This is a genomic window from Roseivivax sp. CAU 1753 (assembly GCF_054482575.1).
This window is the reverse complement of sequence record NZ_JBTLRF010000014.1, coordinates 41,784-61,139: the sequence shown is the minus strand read 5'-3', so window position 1 is coordinate 61,139 and position 19,356 is coordinate 41,784. Positions and strand designations below refer to the sequence as shown.

The following is a 19,356-nucleotide window of genomic DNA, read 5'->3' as shown; positions in this document are numbered from 1 at the left end:
AAAGACCATCGAAACGCGACGCTTGCTTCACCGCAAATCCGCCGCATAATCAGACCAACCAGATGCGTCAGACCCTCTCTTAGCTCAGGCCGCCAGCTGGCCCAAAATCCCTGACGACGGACACCGCAACAAGTGGTTCATCAAGCCCTTCTGCGGACCGGCAACGAAGAACCTCAACGGCTACATCCGCTGGCTGGAGTTGCGACTGGCTGGGGGGGCGCCTGCGGACATATTCAGTTCATCGTAATTTTGGGCCGACCCAGGTCTATGCGATGTCGGGTTGTGCCGGCCCCGTGTTACACGGAGTCGGCGCGGCCAGCTATTTGTAGGCACCCGCGGAATAGGTGAGCTCGTAACTGTGGCTGTAAAGCTCGAAGACAATGCCGAACGGGTCTTCGACGTAGACCATCCTGTAGGGCTTGGTCCCTGGGAAGTATTCGCGCACCGGCATCCGCTGTCTCCCGCCTGCGTCCACGATGCGTTGGGCCAAGCCTTCGACGTCTGGGTCCTGCACCGCGAAGTGGAAGGTGCCATGGCGCTTGTGCTCGAGCTTGTCCTCGGGCGCGTAGTTGCCGGGGAACTCAAAGATCTCGATACCGATGCCGTCGGCAGTCGACAGGTGCGCGATCCTGAGCGAGCCCCATCCCGGGCCGAACACCTCCGTGCACATGACGCCGATGGCGCTGTCGTCTTCTAAGGCCTCGGAGGGCTCCATCACGACGTAGAAGCCAAGCACTTCTGAGTAGAATTTCACGGCAGCGTCGAGGTCCGGAACGGACAAGCCGATGTGGGAAAAGGTGCGTGGTGTCTGGGTCATGTCATATCTCCATTCGCGTTACGTTGAAGCCGATATGGACTGCGGATGCCGTTTTGTGAAATTATCGTTTGAGATAGAAATAAAAATGAAGTGTTATCATCTGATGCTCAACGCCACTTGGCTCGAGACCTTCACGACGCTTTGCGAAACCGGGCACTTCACCCAGGCCGCAGAGCGTCTGAACATGACACAACCCGGCGTGAGCCAGCATCTCCGGAAGCTCGAACAGCAGGTCGGACAGGCGCTGATCAGCCGACAGGGAAAGAGCTTCACCCTCACTCCAGCGGGCGAGGCGGTATTCGCCCTCGGCCTGTCCCGCCGTGCTGAAGAAAAGCGCCTGCGCGACGACATCGAGACGGATGATCGGGACGCCGGGCCGGTTCACATCGCCTGCTCTGGCAGCTTCGCGATGCTACTTTACCCAACCCTGCTGCCTTGGATGCGCGCCGCGCCCGACCTGAGTGTTCACCTCGAGGCGGCTCCGCAGGCCGAGATCCTGGCAGGGTTGCTGGAAGGACGTTTTGACTTGGGTGTGCTGGGGGCGGACCCCGACCACGTGCGGTTGGAGGCCAAACACCTCGGACGGGAGGAGCTGTGTCTTGTCGTTCCAGCGGACGCAGCCGACACGCCTATGTCTTTAGCCGACCTCGAGGCTCGTGGGTTCATTGCGCACCCCGATGGCTACGGCTATGCCGATGACTTGCTGCGATTGAATTTCCCGGACGAATACCCTGGTGCCGACCAGCTGAGCGTGCGTGGTTCGGTCAACCAGATCGGCCAAATCCCTGCCCCCGTGGCCAAGGGGGTCGGTTACACACTCCTACCGAGAAGTGGCGTGGAAGCTTTCGCCAACAAATCGAGCCTCTCCGTTTTTCAGCTTCCGAAGCGCCGTTGGCACGAACTTTGGCTCGTCATGCGCCGCGGCCGTTGCTTGTCGGCGAGGGCGCGCCACGCGCGGGACATCATCGAAGAAGTGGCTGGCCAGCTCAGGTGAGCGCAAGCTCGTTCGTTTGAAGCGACTGGGCCAACACGAAATGCGGACATCCCAAAAAATCAAGCAATCACTTCACCTTTGATTATATAGGTGATCACCACGGCCCTATTCGCGGGCAGGTTGATCAGCCGTCTCGAAACGGAATAGCTGCTGCCGCCCATCTTATCTGAAGCCGTGTGCGCATCGAAAATCATCTGCGAAAAAGAAACGCTCTTGTTGCGAAGGAACTTCGACTGTGGATGTGAACTCCATCCAATGCGATTTCGAAAAAACCTGCTCTTTTCTTTCCAGAAAACCTCTGCCGAAGAATTTCTGCCAATAGACGGCTGCCGCTACGCATATAACGCCACGGTTGCATTCGAGGCTCATACGACCCCTGAAGAAGAGCCCAAGCAACAGTAAGGTTGCCAGCGGCGATAGAGTCATGATCATCAAAAAAATCGCAAGCATGAATCCAACCAAGTTTCTGCGTAACTGAGACTGATCCCAACCTTCTTTTCGACTGCGTCGGCCCCCTCGCAATGAGGGGCCGATCGGCGGCCAAAAAGAAGGAAGATCGAAATGACCCATAATCTGAAAGATGTTGCGGACTGGGCCGAAGAAAATAATGAGGCTCGCGATGCGATACGGAGCTTAATGCGGGTTCCCGCAAGACTCGGGATGCTGGACGCCGACCTTGCATCGCTTTCCTCGGATCCTGTCCTCTATGATCGCGATATCGCAGGGCGCGGATATGCAATGGTCAGTCGCGCCAAGAATATGGAAGCAAGCGGCCGTCGCGAGGATTCCCGTGTCCGCGCGCTACTGAAAAGATTCCACGCGGCCCATCTCGGGACCACACCGCAGAACCAGGCTGTGCGCGCTCGATACGACGCGTTCATGGATGTCATCGAAGCGAACGAGGGCAAACCAGGCTCTGGGCAACGCTGGAATATTGGACGCCACCGGAGCCTCTGTGGTCTTCGTGCCAGAGCCGCCGTCGCCCCAGAGAATCTCACCCAAGAGGAGATCGACCGGATCGGTCGTGAGATGTCCTCCGACAAGCGCAAGGGTTTGCGCAAGACGATAGTTTTCCTCAATGGGCTGACTCGCCTGACCAATGAGATCCCTGAGTTGCGCGAGTTCTTGCCCGCCGCACAACTCGTTCCGCCAGCCAGTTCCTCCTGGGCGAGGAGGATGGACTGGAACGCTCTGCCAGACGCCTTTCGAGCGTCGTTCGAGGCGGCGGCGGATGCCTGCGTTGCCGGAGAAGACGATTTCGCGGAAAAGATGCTGGCACGGATCGAGGCCGGCGAGGATCCCGAAATCGTCATGGCGGAAGCCGACGAGCGCGGTTCCGAGGACGCGAACCGAGTCGGTAAGCCCACCGCCGCTCGTGAGCAGTATCGGTTGGCCGTTACCTGGCTCGTCCGCGCCTGGGAGAACGAGCGCAACGATGTCGATGATCTCACCGATATCCGCGAGCTGTTCCAGAAACCGACGATCGAGGCGGCGATCAAAGATCAGATCGCCCGTTCGCGAAGCGCGCCCGATCTGCGCGATCCGCTTGTGTCGACGACACTAAAAACGCGACTGACATCGCTCAAAACCCTCGCGAAACGTGGCCTGGAGGACATGAAGGCTCTCGCCATAATCAAATTCCTCCAAGCTCAGCATTACGATGCACCGCGCAAGAAACTCGCCAAGACATGTGCCGAAGATGCGACCCTGATGGAAGTCGACAGGATCTTCGGCAATCTCCGGCAGCGGCCGGAACTCGCGAATATCTGGTCGAACGCGCCCCGTCGCATCGCCGACGCTGCCCGCGAAGAGATCGAGATGGCAGCATCGAAGAAAAACCGCGGGCAGGAATTGACCGCTCTGCGCAAGTTCGCCGGCGCAGCTGCCTACGCAGTCCAGATGTCCCGTCCAATGCGCCCGGAATGCCTGCGGCATGGCCGGATCGCCTCGTGCGGTGAGGCGCATTCAAATCTCGTGCGCACTGCTCCTGGCGAGAAGCTCTTCACTTTCCGTTTCGCGCCTTGGGAGATCAAGAATGATCGGTGGGTGACGGTCGACCTGGTCGGCGACGATGCAGAGATTATGCGCGAGTGGATCGAGACATGGCGTCCTCGAATGATCGAGCTTCAAAAGCTCGACGAGAATAACGTCTACCTCTTTCCAGGAGCCGCGAAACCGAAGCTCGAAGAGGGCGATCCCGTCGTTTTGCCGAGGGGAAGCTATTCCCCAAGCGCCTTTCTCGAGCTCTGGCGCGATTCCTCCAAGGTTCTTGGCGTCCACGAGACTCCGCACCGTATGCGGCACGTGGTGGCGTTGCTGATCCTGGCTCTCCGGCCTGGAGACTATGCCTTTGTTTCGACCGTGCTCGGCAACACTCCGAAGGTGGCCGAGAAGCACTACGGTCGCGACGACGGACAAGCTGCGGCCCGGGAGGCCCGCGCGGCCATGCTCGCCGCGCATCCCGATCTTTTCAACCAACTCAGCAAGAGGCTTTCACATGAACGATAGCATTGCCCGCGCACGCCTCGAGGGTGTGCCGAAAGCCGTGCACGATGCGCTGCTGGAACACCGCGAGCATCTCCCGGCTGGTGCCATCACCGCCGTCGGGCGGTTCTTCCGACTTCTCACCGAACGGGGGGAGCATTTCTCTGCCCCGTCCCGCGCAACATTCGAGGCGGCATGTACAAGCGAGTCCTCGCTCAGCCTGCTGCTGCGGGTGCTCGGCGAGCACGCCCCCTCTGTCTGTCTTTCCGAAGGGCGAACCCTGCGCAGCGAATACTATCGCAAGCGCCCCGGCGGCACCGGGCATCCGTCCCGGAGCGGAGACCGACAAGCGTCTCCCAGTTGCCCGGCTCCCCGTAACTGGCCCGACACTTGGCTGGCTCTTCTGCCGGGTTTACGCGCCGCGCCAATCAAGGACAGTTCGATTGCCCGGCACATCAGTTCGGTAAATCGCTGCGCTGCCATGTTGCCCACCCTGAGATGTCCGCCGCGTCTTGGATGGCTGCTGGCCTGGGAATTGGCGCAGGTCGTTCAGACCAAGGACGAAGATACCGGCCAAGCCGCGGTCACCGCGCGCACAGCCGCCACCTATATCGGGGGATTGGTGAGCCTCGGTCTACACGGGGGGCTGGACGAGACGGCCTTGGACGGGATGCGTTCCGTTCAGGCTCATCTCCAGCGACAGGGTCGGCGCGTGGCGAAGAAAAAGGAGGCACGTATCGAGGAGCTCTACGCGAAGGGTGGCTACGACGAGATCGTGCGTGTCCTTCTGAGCAAGCTCGAGCAGGCCGACGCGCTCCCCGCGTGGAAGTCCGAAGCGGAAACCGCGCGCGCGACGGCTGCCGTTTTGGCGGTATGCATGAACGACCCGGCGCGCACAGGCGATGTCGCAACGTGGACGCTCGGTGAAGCCCTTGTGCGGGAGCCTGTCGGTCGCTGGCGGCTTCGTTGGCGTCAAGGAAAGACCGGGCATTGGAAGGAGGCCGGCGAACTCTGGCCCGAAATCGGCGCGGTGCTCGACGAGCACATTCTCGGCGGTCGACCACGGCGACACGCGCAGCGGCGCTTCGAGGAACTAAGGGGCTGCAACTGGCTGTCGTTCAACCAAGAAGCGTATGCGAGCCGGTGGCCCAGCGAGACGATCAAGAATGCCATCGGAGTGCCGCTGCACGATCTCCGGACACTTGCGGCCGATTACCTGCGAATGCACGACCCCGTCGCTGCTCCGAGGATCGTGGCGGTCCTCCTTGGCCACAGGACGCAGGATGCGGGTACGGAGTATCGTGCGCTCTGCGCCGAAACGGCGGCACAGCGGGAATGGCGGGAGATCCGCGCAATTCACGCGAGGTCTTAGCTCCAAGCCAAAGGCTAACGATACCAGAAGTAGGATTTCGGGAGCGGGTGATCCTCATTCTGTCTTTGCAGCGTCTTCTGGTTGAGACGCCGCCAAGACAGCATGGAGGTTCACTGAGAGCGCAGCATTCAAGAGATGCAGTCGACAGCAGCCCACGTCGCAACGCCTGCGTCATGACAAATGTTGTGAGCATCTCTCAAACTCAAACCATTCAACTCTGCGCTGGAAAGGAGGTCCGCGCGAACTTGTAGCTCTCGCAATAGTGCGGGAGCAAAAAAAGGAGATCGAAATGTTCGATTTTCCCAATCAGCCCACTCGGCTGCATCGCTTCGTCACAGATCATGCGGAAGCGCTGCAGAATGCATCCCTTCTGCTCGGGGGACGTCCTTGGTTGCGTCGGACACAGCGGCTGATCGATGACATGTGTACTGAGCCGCGTCTGACGCGGCGCATAAGAGCCGAACTTTTCCACCTGCGTGATCTGCTCCAGCTTGAGCATGTCGACGACATGAAGCGACCTGAGGCAGGGTATTTCGCGGAGATTGATCCCGACGCGACCTATGTCAGTGAGATCTGCTTGCTGACAGAAGCGCTCGCAGACGCCATTGCAGGCATCAACACCGATGCGCCCGAAAAAAACTTCGAATACAAGGAGGTTAAATGATGTCCCATACATCTCACGACCTCCTCGAGAGCGCCCTGGTCGGGTATTTCGGGGTTCGAGCAAGGGCACGTTCGGCTTTGCCTGAACTGCTTCCTTTGATCAGTGAGGACGGCAATCTTCATCAACGGGCATTCCGCCTACAAGGTGCGCTTGACGCTCCGGAGTTGCTGTCCCGCAGTGATGAGGTTGATCTGGCTAAGATCTTACACGCCGCAGATACGCGGATCGAAGCAGGCAGAACGACACGGGTGTATGACGGCGGATACGAAACACATCTGTCTCGCGATGCTCGAGCCGTTTCTGACGCAGCTTTGCCGATCCGGCGGCTGAGCGAAGCATGGCAAAACGTTCAGGATGCGATTGCCGTAGAGCGCGCTTTGAAGAAGTTACGCGCGTGAAGATTGCCCGTGCCGTGGATACCACGGCACGGGCAATTTTTGTGGTCCTGTAGAAAGATCAAACCAAGATTTTTGTGATTCCTCCCTGGGAACAATTTCCCGATCATGGGACATACACATGAATATAACTTGTCGGTATCAGCTGTAGCCGAGCACTTTGCTCTTTCGGAACGAACAGTCCGGGACCACCTTAAGAAAGGGCAACTGCACGGCGTTCAAATCCGACGCCAATGGCGCTGCTCATGGTCGGACGTCTGGGCTGCCGAGCAAGGGCCTGCGCCGCGTGGAAAACTGGTCAAAGCCTACCAGAAAAATCTCCTGACCAAAAAAACTCTGGCTGCTCAATGGAACGTCTCCGAACGCACCGTTGAGCGTTGGATTGAGAATGGCCTGCCTACACGAAACGTGTTCGGGAGTGTCCGCATTGCGCCGGTCGATGCGATGGTTTGGACCCAAAGAACCTTCGGTTTCAACGAGCATGCCGCGTGATACGAATGGCCCCGCACAGTCGGATAGTCGAAATCCCGACAGCAGTGTCAATCTCCCGACAGCCGCACATAGGTCCCCAAACATTTATCGGCGTTATGTTCGCGGACCTTTTTGCGAAAAGCTGCAAAATCCTGGCATTGTGTGCGTTTGTATCGACCCAGCGGAATCTGCTCAGGTTAAGCCGCTAATCTGAATGCCTCGTCAGGCGTGCGCATGGCAAGCGCCTGATGAGGGCGGCGGTTATTGTAAAAAGCAATCCAGTCACCGATGACGCGCATCGCATGTTGGATGCTTTCGAAGCGGTGGCGATGCACGCACTGCTCCTTGAGCGTCCGAATGAAGCGTTCGACCATGCCGTTTAGCTGCAGACAGTGCGGGGTGATGAACTCCTGCTTCAGCCCGTAGCTGCGGACGATGGCCGTGAAGTGGTGGCTGGTGAAAACCAGGCCATTGTCCGAGCGCAGCAGGAACTCGTCTTCGACACGACCCAGGGTGTCGAACCTCGCGATCAGCGCATGCTCGAGCGCGGCGCTGGCCGTCGTGGCCTTGCCCGACTTCGATAGGTGCCAGCCCAACAGCTCGCGGGTGTGGCAGTCGATCACCAAGGCCAGTGAAGCCCAGCCGTCCTTGCCGGTCCAGATGCGGGCGAGATCGGTCGACCACCTCTCGTTCGGCGCAGCTGCGACAGAAGGAACAGCCTGGATGCGGGGCCGCATGCCCACGGCGCGCTTGCGAACCTGCCAGCCCTTGATCTGGAAGATCCTCTGCACCGTGTTCTTGTTGAAGCCCAGCAGCCAGGCCACCGTGCGATAGCCGAAGGACGGCTCCTCCTCGATCATCTTCTTGATCGGTTCGGCGAAGTGGGGATCGACCTTCGGCGCGGCTTTCACTGGTTTGTAGTAGACCGTGCGCCGGGGAATGCCGAACCACGTGCAGAGCTTGGCGATCGATACTGCGACGCCCTCGGCCAAGAGGCCCTGCTGGATGCAACGGATCAATTCCCGTCCTGCGCATCCAGCAGGGCCTGAAGCTTTTTTCGAGCCCGCAGCTCCAGCATGGCCTCGCCATAGGCTTCCCGCAGATCCCGGAGCTGTTTCTCGTATTGCTCGCGGATGTCGAGCGGGTTGGCGCGCAGCGAGTTCTCCATGCCGCGCTTCGCATCCTCGACCCAGCCCTCGATCTCGGAGGGCGTCAGGTCAAAGGACCGGCTCGCCTCCGACAGGTCGTCTTGCCCTGAATGATCTCGATGACAAGCGCTGTCTTACGCTTCGCCGTCCATCGCTTAATGCTGTCGTCCATCGTCATACCCATTGCTACGTTCTCCCTTGTAGCATGAGCAGGTCTTCACTGGGTCGATACACGTTTTCATACTTCAACGTGGACGGACTCTGCCGGAGTTGAGCGCAACCGCCTATCGCGACCCTGATAGAGCAGGGGGGCTTTTACGAAGTTGCTGAACGTATTGGTGAGATGGGCGAAGAGGCGGCATCACTCTCGGATCACGCCTCGGAGAAAGTCTTGCTTTTTCAAAGCGCGCCCCCACTGCGCGGTGAGCATGAACAAGCCTGGAGGCTACGGAAATTCGTGCACTGGCTCTGGACCATCCGTCAAGCGCTTTACCGGGAAGCCGATGGGAGCTGGTCGCTGACCTCGGAGCAAGAGAAGACCGTACATTCGACTGAAGAGGGTCGACTTTGGCAAGAGGTCTCGGAGGTGCTCGACGCGTTAATCCTCGGCGGCCGTCCGGACCGCTTTGTGCATCTGCGGTATCGCGCACTTTTTGGCATGAACTGGCTGACGCTGCGGCCCACCGCGATCGCCAGGAAATGGCCGAGCGCGACGGTCAAGTCTGCAATTGGCGTTCCGCTGCACGATCTGTGCGCCTTGGGGATGCCGATCATCGCCAGCGTCTGTCTGACCGGCAGATGCGAGGCATCGACCGTGCGGATAATCTCCAGTTTTTCCGGGGCAAGGTATCTCATTCGTCTGATCCCCCATCCCCGATCATGCTTTTTTTGAGCAAACGGTTCTCCAGGGTCAGCTCAGCAACCACCTCCTTCAGGGCTGCGGACTCCGATCTCAGTTCCTGACCTCAGGTGCCGAAGCCTGACGGGCGGTATCGCCCGCCAGTCGGGACTTCCCGGCCTCCAGGAATTCCTTCGACCAGGAATAATACAGGCTCTCAGCGATGCCCTCGCGGCGACAGAGCGCGGCAATGCTCTCCTCGCCGCGCAGACCGGCCAGGACCACCCGGATCTTCTCCTCGGCTGAATAGTGTTTGCGAGTCTTCCGCTTGATACCCCTGACCAGCTTGTCAGCGGTATCCTTCGAGGTTTCGGATTTCTTGTTCATCTTCGCTCCTTGATAGCTGCGATGAACCAGAAATCCTCCGTTGCTCAAAACCCTAAATCTGTCCTATGGGTGCTGACGTCAGACATACCCTGCAGTTACGACGCTCGTTCCAATTTCTGGTCCGACATATCCTGATCCGCGTTGGCCGCCTCGGCATCCGAAAGCTGGAACTGCATGTGGAACGTGGTTCCTTGCCCCATTGTGCTCTCGAATGAGATATCACCGCCCATTTTCTCGATCAGCTGCCGCGAGATGTAGAGCCCGAGACCGGATCCTTTCTTGGGTTCTTCCCCTGCTTCGCTGAGTTGATCGAAGCGGCCGAACACACGCCCATGCAAGTGTTCCGGGATACCAACACCATAGTCGCGAATGGACAGCCTAACCTGATCGCCGTGCAGTGTGATGGTCCCCTCGACCAATCCACCCCGGTGCGAGAACTTGATGGCGTTGGAGATCAGATTATCCACGACCTGCCGGAGTGCAGACGGGTCTCCGAAAACGGTCGCGGAAAGACTGTCTTCAGCACCAGTCAGAAGCAGGCCTCGCTCTGAGGCGAACATCTTGTTTTCCTCGATCGAGTCCTTCAAGAGCCTCGTCAGGTCAACCAGCTCGGAATCCAACGACAGACCCTCCATCTCGAGCTTCTGGGTCATCAGGATGTTGTCGATTAGGCGCGCAAGTCGGTCGCCATTCCTCCGGGCAATGCCGAGCGTGTGTCCAGCCGCCGTCGGGATCTCGCCCAACTTCCCCGATGCCACCAAGTCCAAGCCCCCCTTCAGCGAGGTCAGAGGGGTACGCAGTTCATGGGCGACAACCGAGACGAATTCGTCTTTCCTTTGATTGGCGTCGTCTGCCTCTTTGAGGGCATCTTCCAACTTTTGACGGATCCGAATGTTCTCGGTGACATCCACAAAGGTGACACTCCAACCGAGCTTTTGCTTTCCCGGATTGATGGGGCTCGCGATGGTGTTGGCGCGGGGATCATAAAAACGCTCTTCAACCTCGATCGGAGTTTGATCCACTTTCTCGAGATTGAGAGTCAGGTCATTAACGTAAGCAGCGATGGGTGCTGGAAGCAGTTCCTGCGTATTTCCTTCGGGGAAGAATTTCTCAGCTGCAGCTCGGTTCCAGCCTACCAGGCGATGCTTGCTGTCAATGACAATGTCTGCCTCGCTCGAATTGTCTGATAGAATGCGGCGGCCGAGGCTATCCATATCCAAGGAGCGATTTGTCGCGAGCATCCAGCAAAATATCACGATGCCGGTTCCAAACATGAACGGTGTGGGATCTTGACCAAACACTGTCAGTCCAACAAGAATGTATGCCGCATTGGCGGCGAGCGGGCTCGCGGTGATCAGCAAGAGCACCACCAGTATCGACCAGACGCGACGGTCCGCGGCTTTGAACGCGGACAATATTGTGGTCATTGCATAAAGCACAAAGGGATACAGCAGCGCTGCCGCCGCGTAGAATAATGGGCCGTGGACGTATTCCACGTGTTGGCCGTCGGCATGGAGCGTTGTGCTCTCGGCGTAAAGCAGGTGATGTGCTGGGTTTGTCAGTGCCCCGGCAAGAATGATGGCAGGGATGGCCGTCAGGAACGCCCCTTGAATCCTTGTGCGATCCCAGGTCGGTCTCCCAATATAGGCGAGGACGAACTGGCTCCATACGACCGGAAGTACGCCAATAGCAGGCCAGGCGAGCATGCCCCATGTGACCTTGCAGGACATGCCGGTAGCGATGACCTCCATTCCAACCGCGAAGAGCCACCATAAAATTGCCGCGTAGGAAGCAATGAAATATCTCTTCCCGTCAAAGTCTTGAAAAATAGTCGTTGCAACGAGAACAATTGCGGCCAAGAACCAGATGACGGAAATACCCCAGAAAACTGTGTTTAACTCATAGGATGTCAGGCAGGTCATCATACTGGAAGCCAATCTCAGCTATTTTTGGGGCTGTTCGTGCTGAGGTTATGTCCCCAGATTATGGCTCGCAAAAGGCCACAAACAGGAGAATTTGGGAAACCGTTGGAGTATGCTTCGGGAAGTTCTTGAAGCGAGCTTAACCTAATTGGCTCCGCCCACCTAAGGATATATCAACCTCAATATCTTTTTGGGCCCTATGAAGATGCGCTTGTAAATTAAATCGGGTAATAACCAGTAGATCTCGCTTTGCAAGGCGCCTCAACAATCTTGGTGACGCACAGCAAACCTCAGAATAAAAATCTGAGATCCCAGAATCACCCTGGGTATCGAGTATTTCGTTCAATAGTTCGTTTAACGGTTTTTCTGCATTTTCGGACTGTCTGCGATAAGATCCTGCGGCCATGCGAAACTTGAGCTTATCCAAAAACTCGTCAACGCTTGGGCAATGAAAATGTCCAACGAAGGTCAAGCCTATACGCCTATATTTTATTTTCATCGAAGGTGACTTCAATCTGTGAATTCCTAACTTCGCGTCTTGAATACCGGTTCGCGCAAAAACTTTGCCTTGCGAGTGGCTCAAAAGACCTGTTTTCAGGCGACGTCCATAATTCGGGTATATCTTTTCCAGCCGACGACCATTGCGGGCTGCCCACGGGACAGCTCGCTTAAAGTAGGTGCAACCGGTCAATGACGTTTTCGGATGATCTGCGAGGCGCTCCACAGGTTCAAGCTTTAGCGCAAGAATCTCATCCGGTACTGCATTTAAAGAAACGCTTGGTGGCGTGGCAGTCAAAACGAATTCATCGATGTCAAAATGACCGATCCAATCTGTATGAGTTCGATAGTAGCTTCGCGTCGCATTGTGTATTTGCCGCTGAACATGGGTGTCGGGGCGTTTAATTCCCTCTGCGTCCCAGTAGGCTCCGTCGCAAAGCATGACCTCAACTTTCTTATGGTCAAAAAGCGATGGGGGCATCCCAGAAACGGGGCTGTCGAGATACAAGAAAACTCGAGTAGCACCCAGCGTAAGGTAATGGCCCAAAAACAAGTCAATATTTTTGGGGCTTGCATTTGTGGTGCAAACAACAGACCAAGTATTTGTCATGCTACCCGTGCCAATCGTTCTGAGAATTTTCGACACTAACTCCCTCGGGGCAATTCGTGATTCTGAAATTAGAGAAATGTGAGCAACAAGGCTGCAAGTTCAATTGAAATATCAGACAATATTGAATCGGATTTTTCATCAAAGGGTTCCTCACGATCATGGGTATCCTGAGCAACATCTATCGCATGAGCGTCCGTGCTCTCAAAACCGGTCAAAAGATCATCCTTAACTGTGTCAACATCATGATCCTCTTGCACATTTTCTGACGTCGTCGTCGGCGTATAGTTTTTCGGGCACTTCGAAAAGATGCCCAGAGCTTGCTGTTGCGGTATGACAGCTGAGATTTTCCGCAGCTGGGGATTTGACGATGGCGCAGATGGGTTTCTTCGATCGTTCAGCGCGTTTCGCGAGCCTGGACTCCATGAAGGAGCCGTTGTTCGAGATCGAGGCTGTCGTGCCCTGGGAGGAGTTTCGCCCGACCCTGGAACGGATCTGGCGCAAGCCCATGGACGCGTTGCTGATGTTCAAGACGCTGGTTTTGAGCGCGCTCTACAACCTGTCCGACGACCAGATCGAGTATCAGGTGCGCGACCGGCTGTCGTGCATGCTCTTCCTCGGCCTTGGGCTGGAGGATCGTGTGCCCGACGCCAAGACGGTCTGGCTCTATCGCGAGGCGCTGGCACAGGCGGGCATGGTGGAGACGCTGTTCAAACAGTTCGACGGCTATCTGGCGCGGCAAGGATACATCGCGCGGGGTGGCCAGATCCTCGATGCGTCCATCTTTCCGGTGCCGCGCAACCACAATCGCCGCGAGGAAAACAAGGCCGTCAAGAACGGCGAGGTACCAGAGGAGTGGGCTGACAAGCCCGCCAAGCGCAGCCAGAAAGACGTGGACGCGCGCTGGACCAAGAAGCATGGCAAGAGCCATTGCGGCTACAAGAACCACGTGAACGTCGACCGAAAGCACAAGCTTGTGCGGCGCTATCACGTCAGCGACGCGGCGGAGCATGACAGCCAGGCGGTGGATCACCTGCTGATGAAGGGCAATACCGGCTCCGGCGTATGGGCGGATGCGGCCTATCGGTCCGAGGAGACGGAGGCCAAGTTGCGCGCGCGAAAGCTCAAGAGCCACATTCACCGCAAGGGGAAACGCGGCAAGCCACTGACCGAGCAGGCCAAGGGCAGCAACCGGACGAAATCCTCGGTGCGCGTGCGCGTCGAGCACGTGTTCGGCGCACAGGCCAACGATATGGGCGGCACGCTGGTGCGCACGATCGGCATGGTGCGGGCCAAGGCGAAGATCGGGATGAAAAACCTTGCCTACAACATGCGCCGTCTCGGCCAGTTGCGCCGACTTAACCCGTGCCCCGCATGACCGAGGCACGTTGAAATCAGGCCTCGAGGCCCGAAACACAACACTTCAAAGGCGGGCGGCCGCCAAACCTGGGCCACTCCAGAGCGGCGACGGCAGACATCATGTGCGCCTCATGCGGCGATGAGCTTCACGAGCGAGCGGGAACAGTCGATAATTCGAGGTGCCCTGTAGTCTTCTCTATGGCGTATCGTTCCTTTTGGAAGTTCTGGCAGGCTTGGACACCCGCCACGATACGCCGCCTTCCCAAACACCGTCACCCAGTTTTCCGCATAGCTCGCCAATGTGTCTCGCAAGACGCATTTTTTTCGAGTTCAGCCCAATAAAAAACGGCCTGGTTGTGGATCGCAGCGCGTTTAGTTAGCCTTTTTTAAGGCAGAAAATGACCTTTTCAAGGCGCAACGACGCCGACCTGATGTCTGTGCGATGTGCGCAGACGTCCTGTTTCAAGAAGAGGCAGCATTGGGGCATGCGCACACATGGCGACGTATATCATTGTCGACAAGGACAAGAATCCGCTTGGACCGAACGAGATCCGGGCTGGTGATACCATTGATGTTAGCAGCGGCGACATCTTCATCGTCTCCGCGGCGGTGGATGATAACATCAAATTCGAATCCGCCACTGGCAACCCGACTAATTTTGAAATCCAGTTCGAAACCAGCAACGCCAATGATTTCACCGTAGACATCGAAGAAAATTTGGACGCCGGGATTGTAATTTCCAACGGTGTTGATCTCTCAGATGTCGACATCCAGGCTGACAAGGCGCTCTCGGTCATCATGACCGCTGGCAACAACGTGTCGCTCGGCAAGTTCGAAGGATCCGAACACGGTGTCGACCTTCTGACGATTGGGGATGACTTCACGACCAACCACGACATCAAATTGAATGGTGGGGATAATTTCCTGTCGATCGGCGATAACGCCACCATTCGCACAATCGAAGCCAAGGACGGATCGGATACCATCATTATCGGCGATGGGCTGGTCGCCGACGACATCAAGACCGGCGACGGGGCGGATGCGCTTACGATCGGCGATGATGCTGTCCTCGACAACATAGAAACAAATAAGGGCGATGATACGATAACAATTGGCGACAACTTGTTCGCCGACGACATCAAGACCGGTGAGGGGGCCGATGGCCTGACGATCGGTGATGGTGGACTCGTCGATGACATCGATACGGGAAAAGGTAACGATACCGTGTCGGTGGGAGATTTTTTTACCGCTGACGAGCTTGAGACGAAGGATGGCGACGATCTCGTAATTGTTGGCGTGGGTGGGTCGATTGGCGACCTCGACGGCGGCGATGGAAACGATACGCTCGATTCCGACACGAATTTTCCGGGTGCGACAAGTTTCGAAACGATCTGCTTCGCGCGCAGAACATTCATCGAAACCGAATACGGCAGCGTTCCGATCGAAGCGTTACGCGTAGGAGATCAGGTCAAAACGCTTGATAATGGATTGCAGAGCATCCGCTGGATCGGTTCGACGCGCGTTCCCGGACACGGAGCGAATGCACCGGTGCGGATCGCCGCCGGTGTCCTGGGAAACGCGCGTCCGCTTTGGGTGTCGCAGCAACACCGTATGCTCCTGTCAGGGTGGGAAATTGAACTGAACTTTGGCGAGGCGGAGGTTTTGATCCCAGCCAAACACCTGGTGGATATTGCTGGTATCGAGATCGTCGAAGTTCCCTCGGTCGAATATTTCCATATGCTCTTGGACCGCCATGAGATCGTCTTTGCCGAGGGGATTGAAAGCGAAAGTTTTCATCCTGGCGCTGTTGGCCTAAACACGCTTTCGCACCAAGCGTTCACCGAGGTTACCAGTCTTTTTCCAGCGCTCCTGACGGATCCTGACTCATTCGGGCAGTCAGCTCGCCTGTCGTTGAAATCCTTCGAAGCGCACGTTCTGGCTGCATAAGAAAAGGCAAAGTCTGCAACGCGTGTGGGTTAGCAAGTATAATCGGTGCCCTGGTCCCTTCCTCGGGCGAGCGGTCCGTATGCATCCAACGGCTCCTCACACAGGCCGTTCAGTCCCGCGCATGCGATAGTTCTTTGCCGATTGTCAAAACAGGCGTAATCTGACGGCCCGTTTTGAGAGGGGGGCGTTTTCATGCCCAATACATTGACCATTTCCGTCCGCGGCAAGGATGGTGCCAATATCGCCGAGTTGTTCGATGCGCTGGAGCAGGGTGTATTTTCCACCTCCGGTATGGGCAACGAACTTACGGCCCCTGAGGGCACTGCACTGTTTTCCACCTCCAGTATGGGCACCGAACTGCGCATCGACTATGTCACGATCGATGGCCAGTTGCATGCCACCGGCTTCCAGCTTGGGACACCAACGCCAAAAGGGCTTGAAATCGAGCAGACGGCCAACTTTTCTCAGCCGCAGCCGCTGGGCGGAGAAAGCTGGATCGAAGTGTTGGACTATAACGCGGAAACCGACACCGATACCTTCACGCCCGCGACCTATGAGGCGCTTCTGGGCGACAGCCGCATCGACATGAAGGGCGGCAATGCCGACGACTGGATAACCGGATCCGAGTTTGGCGACCGGTTCAACCTCGGCGGTGGCGACGACGCGGCCAGTGGCGGCGACGGCAACGACCAGTTCAAGGGCGGCAAGGGCAACGATCTGCTGATCGGCGGCGCGGATAACGACAAGCTTGTTGGGGGCAACGACAACGATTTGCTGATCCTCGGCACCGGCAATGACAGCGCCGATGGCGGCAACGGCAACGACGTGCTGATCTTCACCTCCGGGCAGGACGTGGCCAAGGGCGGCAACGGCAGCGATATCTTCATCTTCGACTCGTTTTCCACCACCGCCAGCGGCAGCCCGAACGTGCAGACCCGTGTCAACGATTTCGACCCGGACGATATCCTGGTCTTTTCCGAGTTCGACAGCGCCCTGCCCGAGGATTTCGCGGGCGAGACGCTGGCGGATCTGGAAAACGGCACCATCGACGACTTCATGTGGCGCGAGACCAAGCAGGGCGTGCAGATTCAGGCGGGCGATGCGCAGGTCTACCTCAAGGGCGTGTCCGCGGACGAGATCGATATCGACCAGCTCTTGTTTTCGGATGCGGGCGTGGAAGAGACCGCGGCGCTGTTTGATACAGGTGGTGAGGGCGGCACGCTGGGCACGCCGCTGGGGGGCGATCCGTATCTGATCATCACGATGGAGAATGTTTCCGACGCCACGATGGTCGGGGCACCGGGGGGCGCGTTCGAAACCTGGGGCGGGGATTCCTCGGGGTTCATCACTTTTGGTGCAGAAACAAGTCTCTGACAAAAGGCCGCAGCGCATACCGCGGAGCTTCAATCCGGAAACCAAGCCCTCTACCCGCAAGCAACCGAGGCAGATGGCAACCCTGCGCAGCCGGACATTCGGCACCATATGGCAGGCCGCCAACCTGGGCTTTCTGACTGCTGCGCGACCGAGACGTCCTGATGACCCTATGAAGCCCGGAATGCGCTCAGGGCCTTTCAGCTTGTTGGTCGATCAGGCCAACAGCCGAGAAGGACACCGTCAGGCGCGCTGTTACTGCGCACGAAATACCAGTCGATGTGGCGATCAAGGTATTTCGACGCGGGGCCTTTGAACGGTCGCATGAACTCCTTCAGTCGCGCATGAAGGGCGTTCAGGTTCTGAATGTGAAAGCTTTGCGCGATCTTTCTCTTGCCCGGTGTATTGCTCAGCACGACATGGGACAGGCCATGGCGCGTCGCAAATTTGGTGTAGGCAGGGAGGCCGTCCGAGCAAAGCGCGGCGTCTTTTGGGACAACATTCCCCAAAGCTTCTTGTAACAACGAATTTGAAGTGGTCCGACAACGCCCGAATCGCCTGTGGCGCGTTTGCATCTCTGAAGAGTTTTGTATCTTCCGGCAGGAGGGCGAGCCTCGATTAGTTCGGAATTGCAAGTACTGTTGTGAAAGAAAGAGTGGCGTGTACGCCTTCCGAAGGCTCGGCTATGGGGCAAGTACGCGATGCAATCGCGACAAGCTCTTCGTAATCGAAGAAGTGACTGTTCAGCTCATGGTCGTGGAACGTTGTTTGCGTAGTGCTTTTCGCTTTTGTCCCAAACTACCAAACTAACTGGCTCCACGGAAGGTTCTCGTCTCACATGCGATCAACGGAAGATCTGCCTTGTATCTTCATTGGTTTGGGTTTCCAGAGCCTCATGGCGTCGGCGACCTGTCTCCTGCGCCTTAAACGCGCTAAGGCGCTTACGACCCCGCCTCAGCACATTTTAGCAAAATTGGAAGAATCCGCTTGTGAATCGTCTATTTTCCCAGATTTTATCGGGGCTTCTATTTATCACTCTTCCGACCTTGCCAGAGGCTCAGACTGCGACTGTCTCGGCGCTGAATGGGCAAAGCTGCGTAGCCGAAAGGTCTGGCAGCGCACGCTCCTGTGTTTCCAATGACTTCGCAACGATTATCTCGTTCGATCAGCCGTCGGAGAGCGCATTGGCCAGCTGCCGGGCCGGTTCAACGGTATCGGTAAATATTCGGGCCGCCGTGACGAGTGGCCGTGCTCAGAGGTATGATATGGGCCTCTTCGTCGGGGAAACCGGTCAGGTGCCGGCGGATGCACCGGTCGGCTCCCAGTGTTCCCTTGGGGTCTTCCCAACGGGCCCGGCTCCGTTCGCGGATTTCGATCCTGCTCCGGGCGATATGTGCGGAGATTTCGCCAACAGCGCGTCTGCGACCCTGGAAGTTCGAAACGTGAGGGTTCTCTGTACACCGGCCACCGGTACCAACCAGTTGGCGGTTCCTTACACGCTGGTTTTCGATTCCCCGCCCGCCAACAATACCTGCACCGCGAGCAATATTACCGCGGGGACAAACGCGAAATGCATCAAGTCTTCGGCCGCGACCGTGACCGGCGTGGAGGTGAACGGCTTCGTCACCATCACAAAGCAGACGATTCCGGATGGCGATTCGGCAGACTTCACGTTCAATGCGTCGTCCTCTGAGACGGTTTCTCCAGCATCGGCAATGCTTTCCGACGGCGAATCCCAGACTTTTGAAGTACCGCTTTCACCGAGCGGCCCCCGCAGACTGACGATTACTGAAGCGGTCCTATCCGGCTGGGAGCCAACAGCGTCGATCTCCTGCACGTCTCCGGGCGGCGGTCCCGCTTCTTATGTGACCGTTGACAGCGGAACGCGCACCATCCAAGCGGATCTGGACCCTACGAACTTTGGCGCAGTTTGCACGATCACTAACACCAAGACACAGCCATCGGCGGATTTGGTGACGGCGAAGACGCTGGTCTCGGGTGACGCGACGCCTTCAGAGGGCGACACGGTGACCTACGCGATCACGGTGACGAATGACGGCCCGGACGCGGCGACGGGTGTGA

The 19,356-nt window shown here is 57.5% G+C and carries 16 protein-coding genes and 1 pseudogene; 10 read left to right on the top strand and 7 right to left on the bottom strand.

Going from position 1 to position 19,356, the window contains the following annotated elements:
* Positions 1 to 319: 319 nt before the first annotated feature.
* Positions 320 to 817 (bottom strand): lactoylglutathione lyase family protein, encoded by a 498-nt coding sequence (locus ACXYMN_RS18635; RefSeq protein WP_459015451.1) that lies wholly within the window; start codon positions 815 to 817, stop codon positions 320 to 322.
* A 103-nt stretch (positions 818 to 920) separates the two neighbouring features.
* Here ACXYMN_RS18635 and ACXYMN_RS18630 point away from each other — a divergent pair, with 103 nt between their 5' ends.
* The 6 genes from ACXYMN_RS18630 to ACXYMN_RS18605 all read left to right on the top strand — a co-directional run bounded on the left by ACXYMN_RS18630 (position 921) and on the right by ACXYMN_RS18605 (position 7,218).
* On the top strand, positions 921 to 1,811 hold the full coding sequence (locus ACXYMN_RS18630; RefSeq protein ID WP_459015455.1) for a LysR family transcriptional regulator: 891 nt from the start codon (positions 921 to 923) through the stop codon (positions 1,809 to 1,811).
* Between the two features lie 561 nt (positions 1,812 to 2,372).
* Positions 2,373 to 4,319 carry a hypothetical protein gene (locus tag ACXYMN_RS18625; RefSeq protein WP_459015449.1) on the top strand — a complete coding sequence of 649 codons (1,947 nt, stop codon included), beginning with the start codon at positions 2,373 to 2,375 and terminating at the stop codon, positions 4,317 to 4,319.
* Positions 4,309 to 5,667, top strand: coding sequence for a hypothetical protein (locus ACXYMN_RS18620; RefSeq protein ID WP_459015447.1), 1,359 nt, complete (start codon positions 4,309 to 4,311; stop codon positions 5,665 to 5,667). Before ACXYMN_RS18625 ends, ACXYMN_RS18620 begins: the two co-directional genes overlap by 11 nt.
* A 289-nt stretch (positions 5,668 to 5,956) precedes the next feature.
* A complete protein-coding gene (locus ACXYMN_RS18615) occupies positions 5,957 to 6,331 on the top strand; it encodes a hypothetical protein (RefSeq protein ID WP_459015445.1) in 375 nt (124 codons plus the stop codon).
* Complete coding sequence (locus tag ACXYMN_RS18610; RefSeq protein ID WP_459015443.1) at positions 6,328 to 6,729, top strand: hypothetical protein; 402 nt, start codon at positions 6,328 to 6,330, stop codon at positions 6,727 to 6,729. The genes ACXYMN_RS18615 and ACXYMN_RS18610 overlap by 4 nt, the downstream gene beginning before the upstream one ends.
* Positions 6,730 to 6,834: 105 nt before the next feature.
* Positions 6,835 to 7,218 carry a helix-turn-helix domain-containing protein gene (locus ACXYMN_RS18605; RefSeq protein WP_459015441.1) on the top strand — a complete coding sequence of 128 codons (384 nt, stop codon included), beginning with the start codon at positions 6,835 to 6,837 and terminating at the stop codon, positions 7,216 to 7,218.
* 176 nt (positions 7,219 to 7,394) lie between these two features.
* On the opposite strand, the gene ACXYMN_RS18600 is transcribed toward ACXYMN_RS18605, so the two are convergent.
* From ACXYMN_RS18600 to ACXYMN_RS18580, 5 genes and pseudogenes are all read right to left on the bottom strand, one after another.
* A complete protein-coding gene (locus ACXYMN_RS18600; RefSeq protein WP_459015439.1) occupies positions 7,395 to 8,216 on the bottom strand; it encodes an IS3 family transposase in 822 nt (273 codons plus the stop codon).
* Positions 8,213 to 8,365: a hypothetical protein gene (locus tag ACXYMN_RS18595; RefSeq protein WP_459015437.1), complete on the bottom strand. Its 153-nt coding sequence runs from the start codon at positions 8,363 to 8,365 to the stop codon at positions 8,213 to 8,215. Before ACXYMN_RS18595 ends, ACXYMN_RS18600 begins: the two co-directional genes overlap by 4 nt.
* A gap of 733 nt (positions 8,366 to 9,098) precedes the next feature.
* A pseudogene (locus ACXYMN_RS18590) lies at positions 9,099 to 9,570 on the bottom strand (transposase); the annotation flags it as partial.
* A gap of 95 nt (positions 9,571 to 9,665) precedes the next feature.
* Positions 9,666 to 11,495 (bottom strand): sensor histidine kinase, encoded by a 1,830-nt coding sequence (locus ACXYMN_RS18585; protein ID WP_459015435.1) that lies wholly within the window; start codon positions 11,493 to 11,495, stop codon positions 9,666 to 9,668.
* A gap of 136 nt (positions 11,496 to 11,631) precedes the next feature.
* Positions 11,632 to 12,600: a glycosyltransferase family 2 protein gene (locus ACXYMN_RS18580; RefSeq protein ID WP_459015434.1), complete on the bottom strand. Its 969-nt coding sequence runs from the start codon at positions 12,598 to 12,600 to the stop codon at positions 11,632 to 11,634.
* A gap of 367 nt (positions 12,601 to 12,967) precedes the next feature.
* Between ACXYMN_RS18580 and ACXYMN_RS18575 the strand changes: the two genes are divergently transcribed.
* The 3 genes from ACXYMN_RS18575 to ACXYMN_RS18565 all read left to right on the top strand — a co-directional run bounded on the left by ACXYMN_RS18575 (position 12,968) and on the right by ACXYMN_RS18565 (position 17,277).
* The gene (locus tag ACXYMN_RS18575) at positions 12,968 to 13,975 is read left to right on the top strand and encodes an IS5 family transposase (RefSeq protein WP_459015432.1); all 1,008 of its coding nucleotides are present in this window, start codon (positions 12,968 to 12,970) and stop codon (positions 13,973 to 13,975) included.
* 476 nt (positions 13,976 to 14,451) lie between these two features.
* Positions 14,452 to 15,903 carry a Hint domain-containing protein gene (locus ACXYMN_RS18570; RefSeq protein ID WP_459015430.1) on the top strand — a complete coding sequence of 484 codons (1,452 nt, stop codon included), beginning with the start codon at positions 14,452 to 14,454 and terminating at the stop codon, positions 15,901 to 15,903.
* Positions 15,904 to 16,095: 192 nt separating this feature from the next.
* Entirely contained in the window at positions 16,096 to 17,277 is a 1,182-nt protein-coding gene (locus ACXYMN_RS18565) for a calcium-binding protein (protein ID WP_459015428.1), read from the top strand.
* Between the two features lie 197 nt (positions 17,278 to 17,474).
* Here the strand turns inward: ACXYMN_RS18565 and ACXYMN_RS18560 are convergent, their stop codons facing one another.
* Complete coding sequence (locus ACXYMN_RS18560; RefSeq protein ID WP_459015426.1) at positions 17,475 to 17,798, bottom strand: hypothetical protein; 324 nt, start codon at positions 17,796 to 17,798, stop codon at positions 17,475 to 17,477.
* Positions 17,799 to 18,539: 741 nt separating this feature from the next.
* Between ACXYMN_RS18560 and ACXYMN_RS18555 the strand changes: the two genes are divergently transcribed.
* On the top strand, positions 18,540 to 19,356 hold an 817-nt coding region (locus ACXYMN_RS18555; protein ID WP_459015425.1), incomplete at its 3' end, for a prealbumin-like fold domain-containing protein.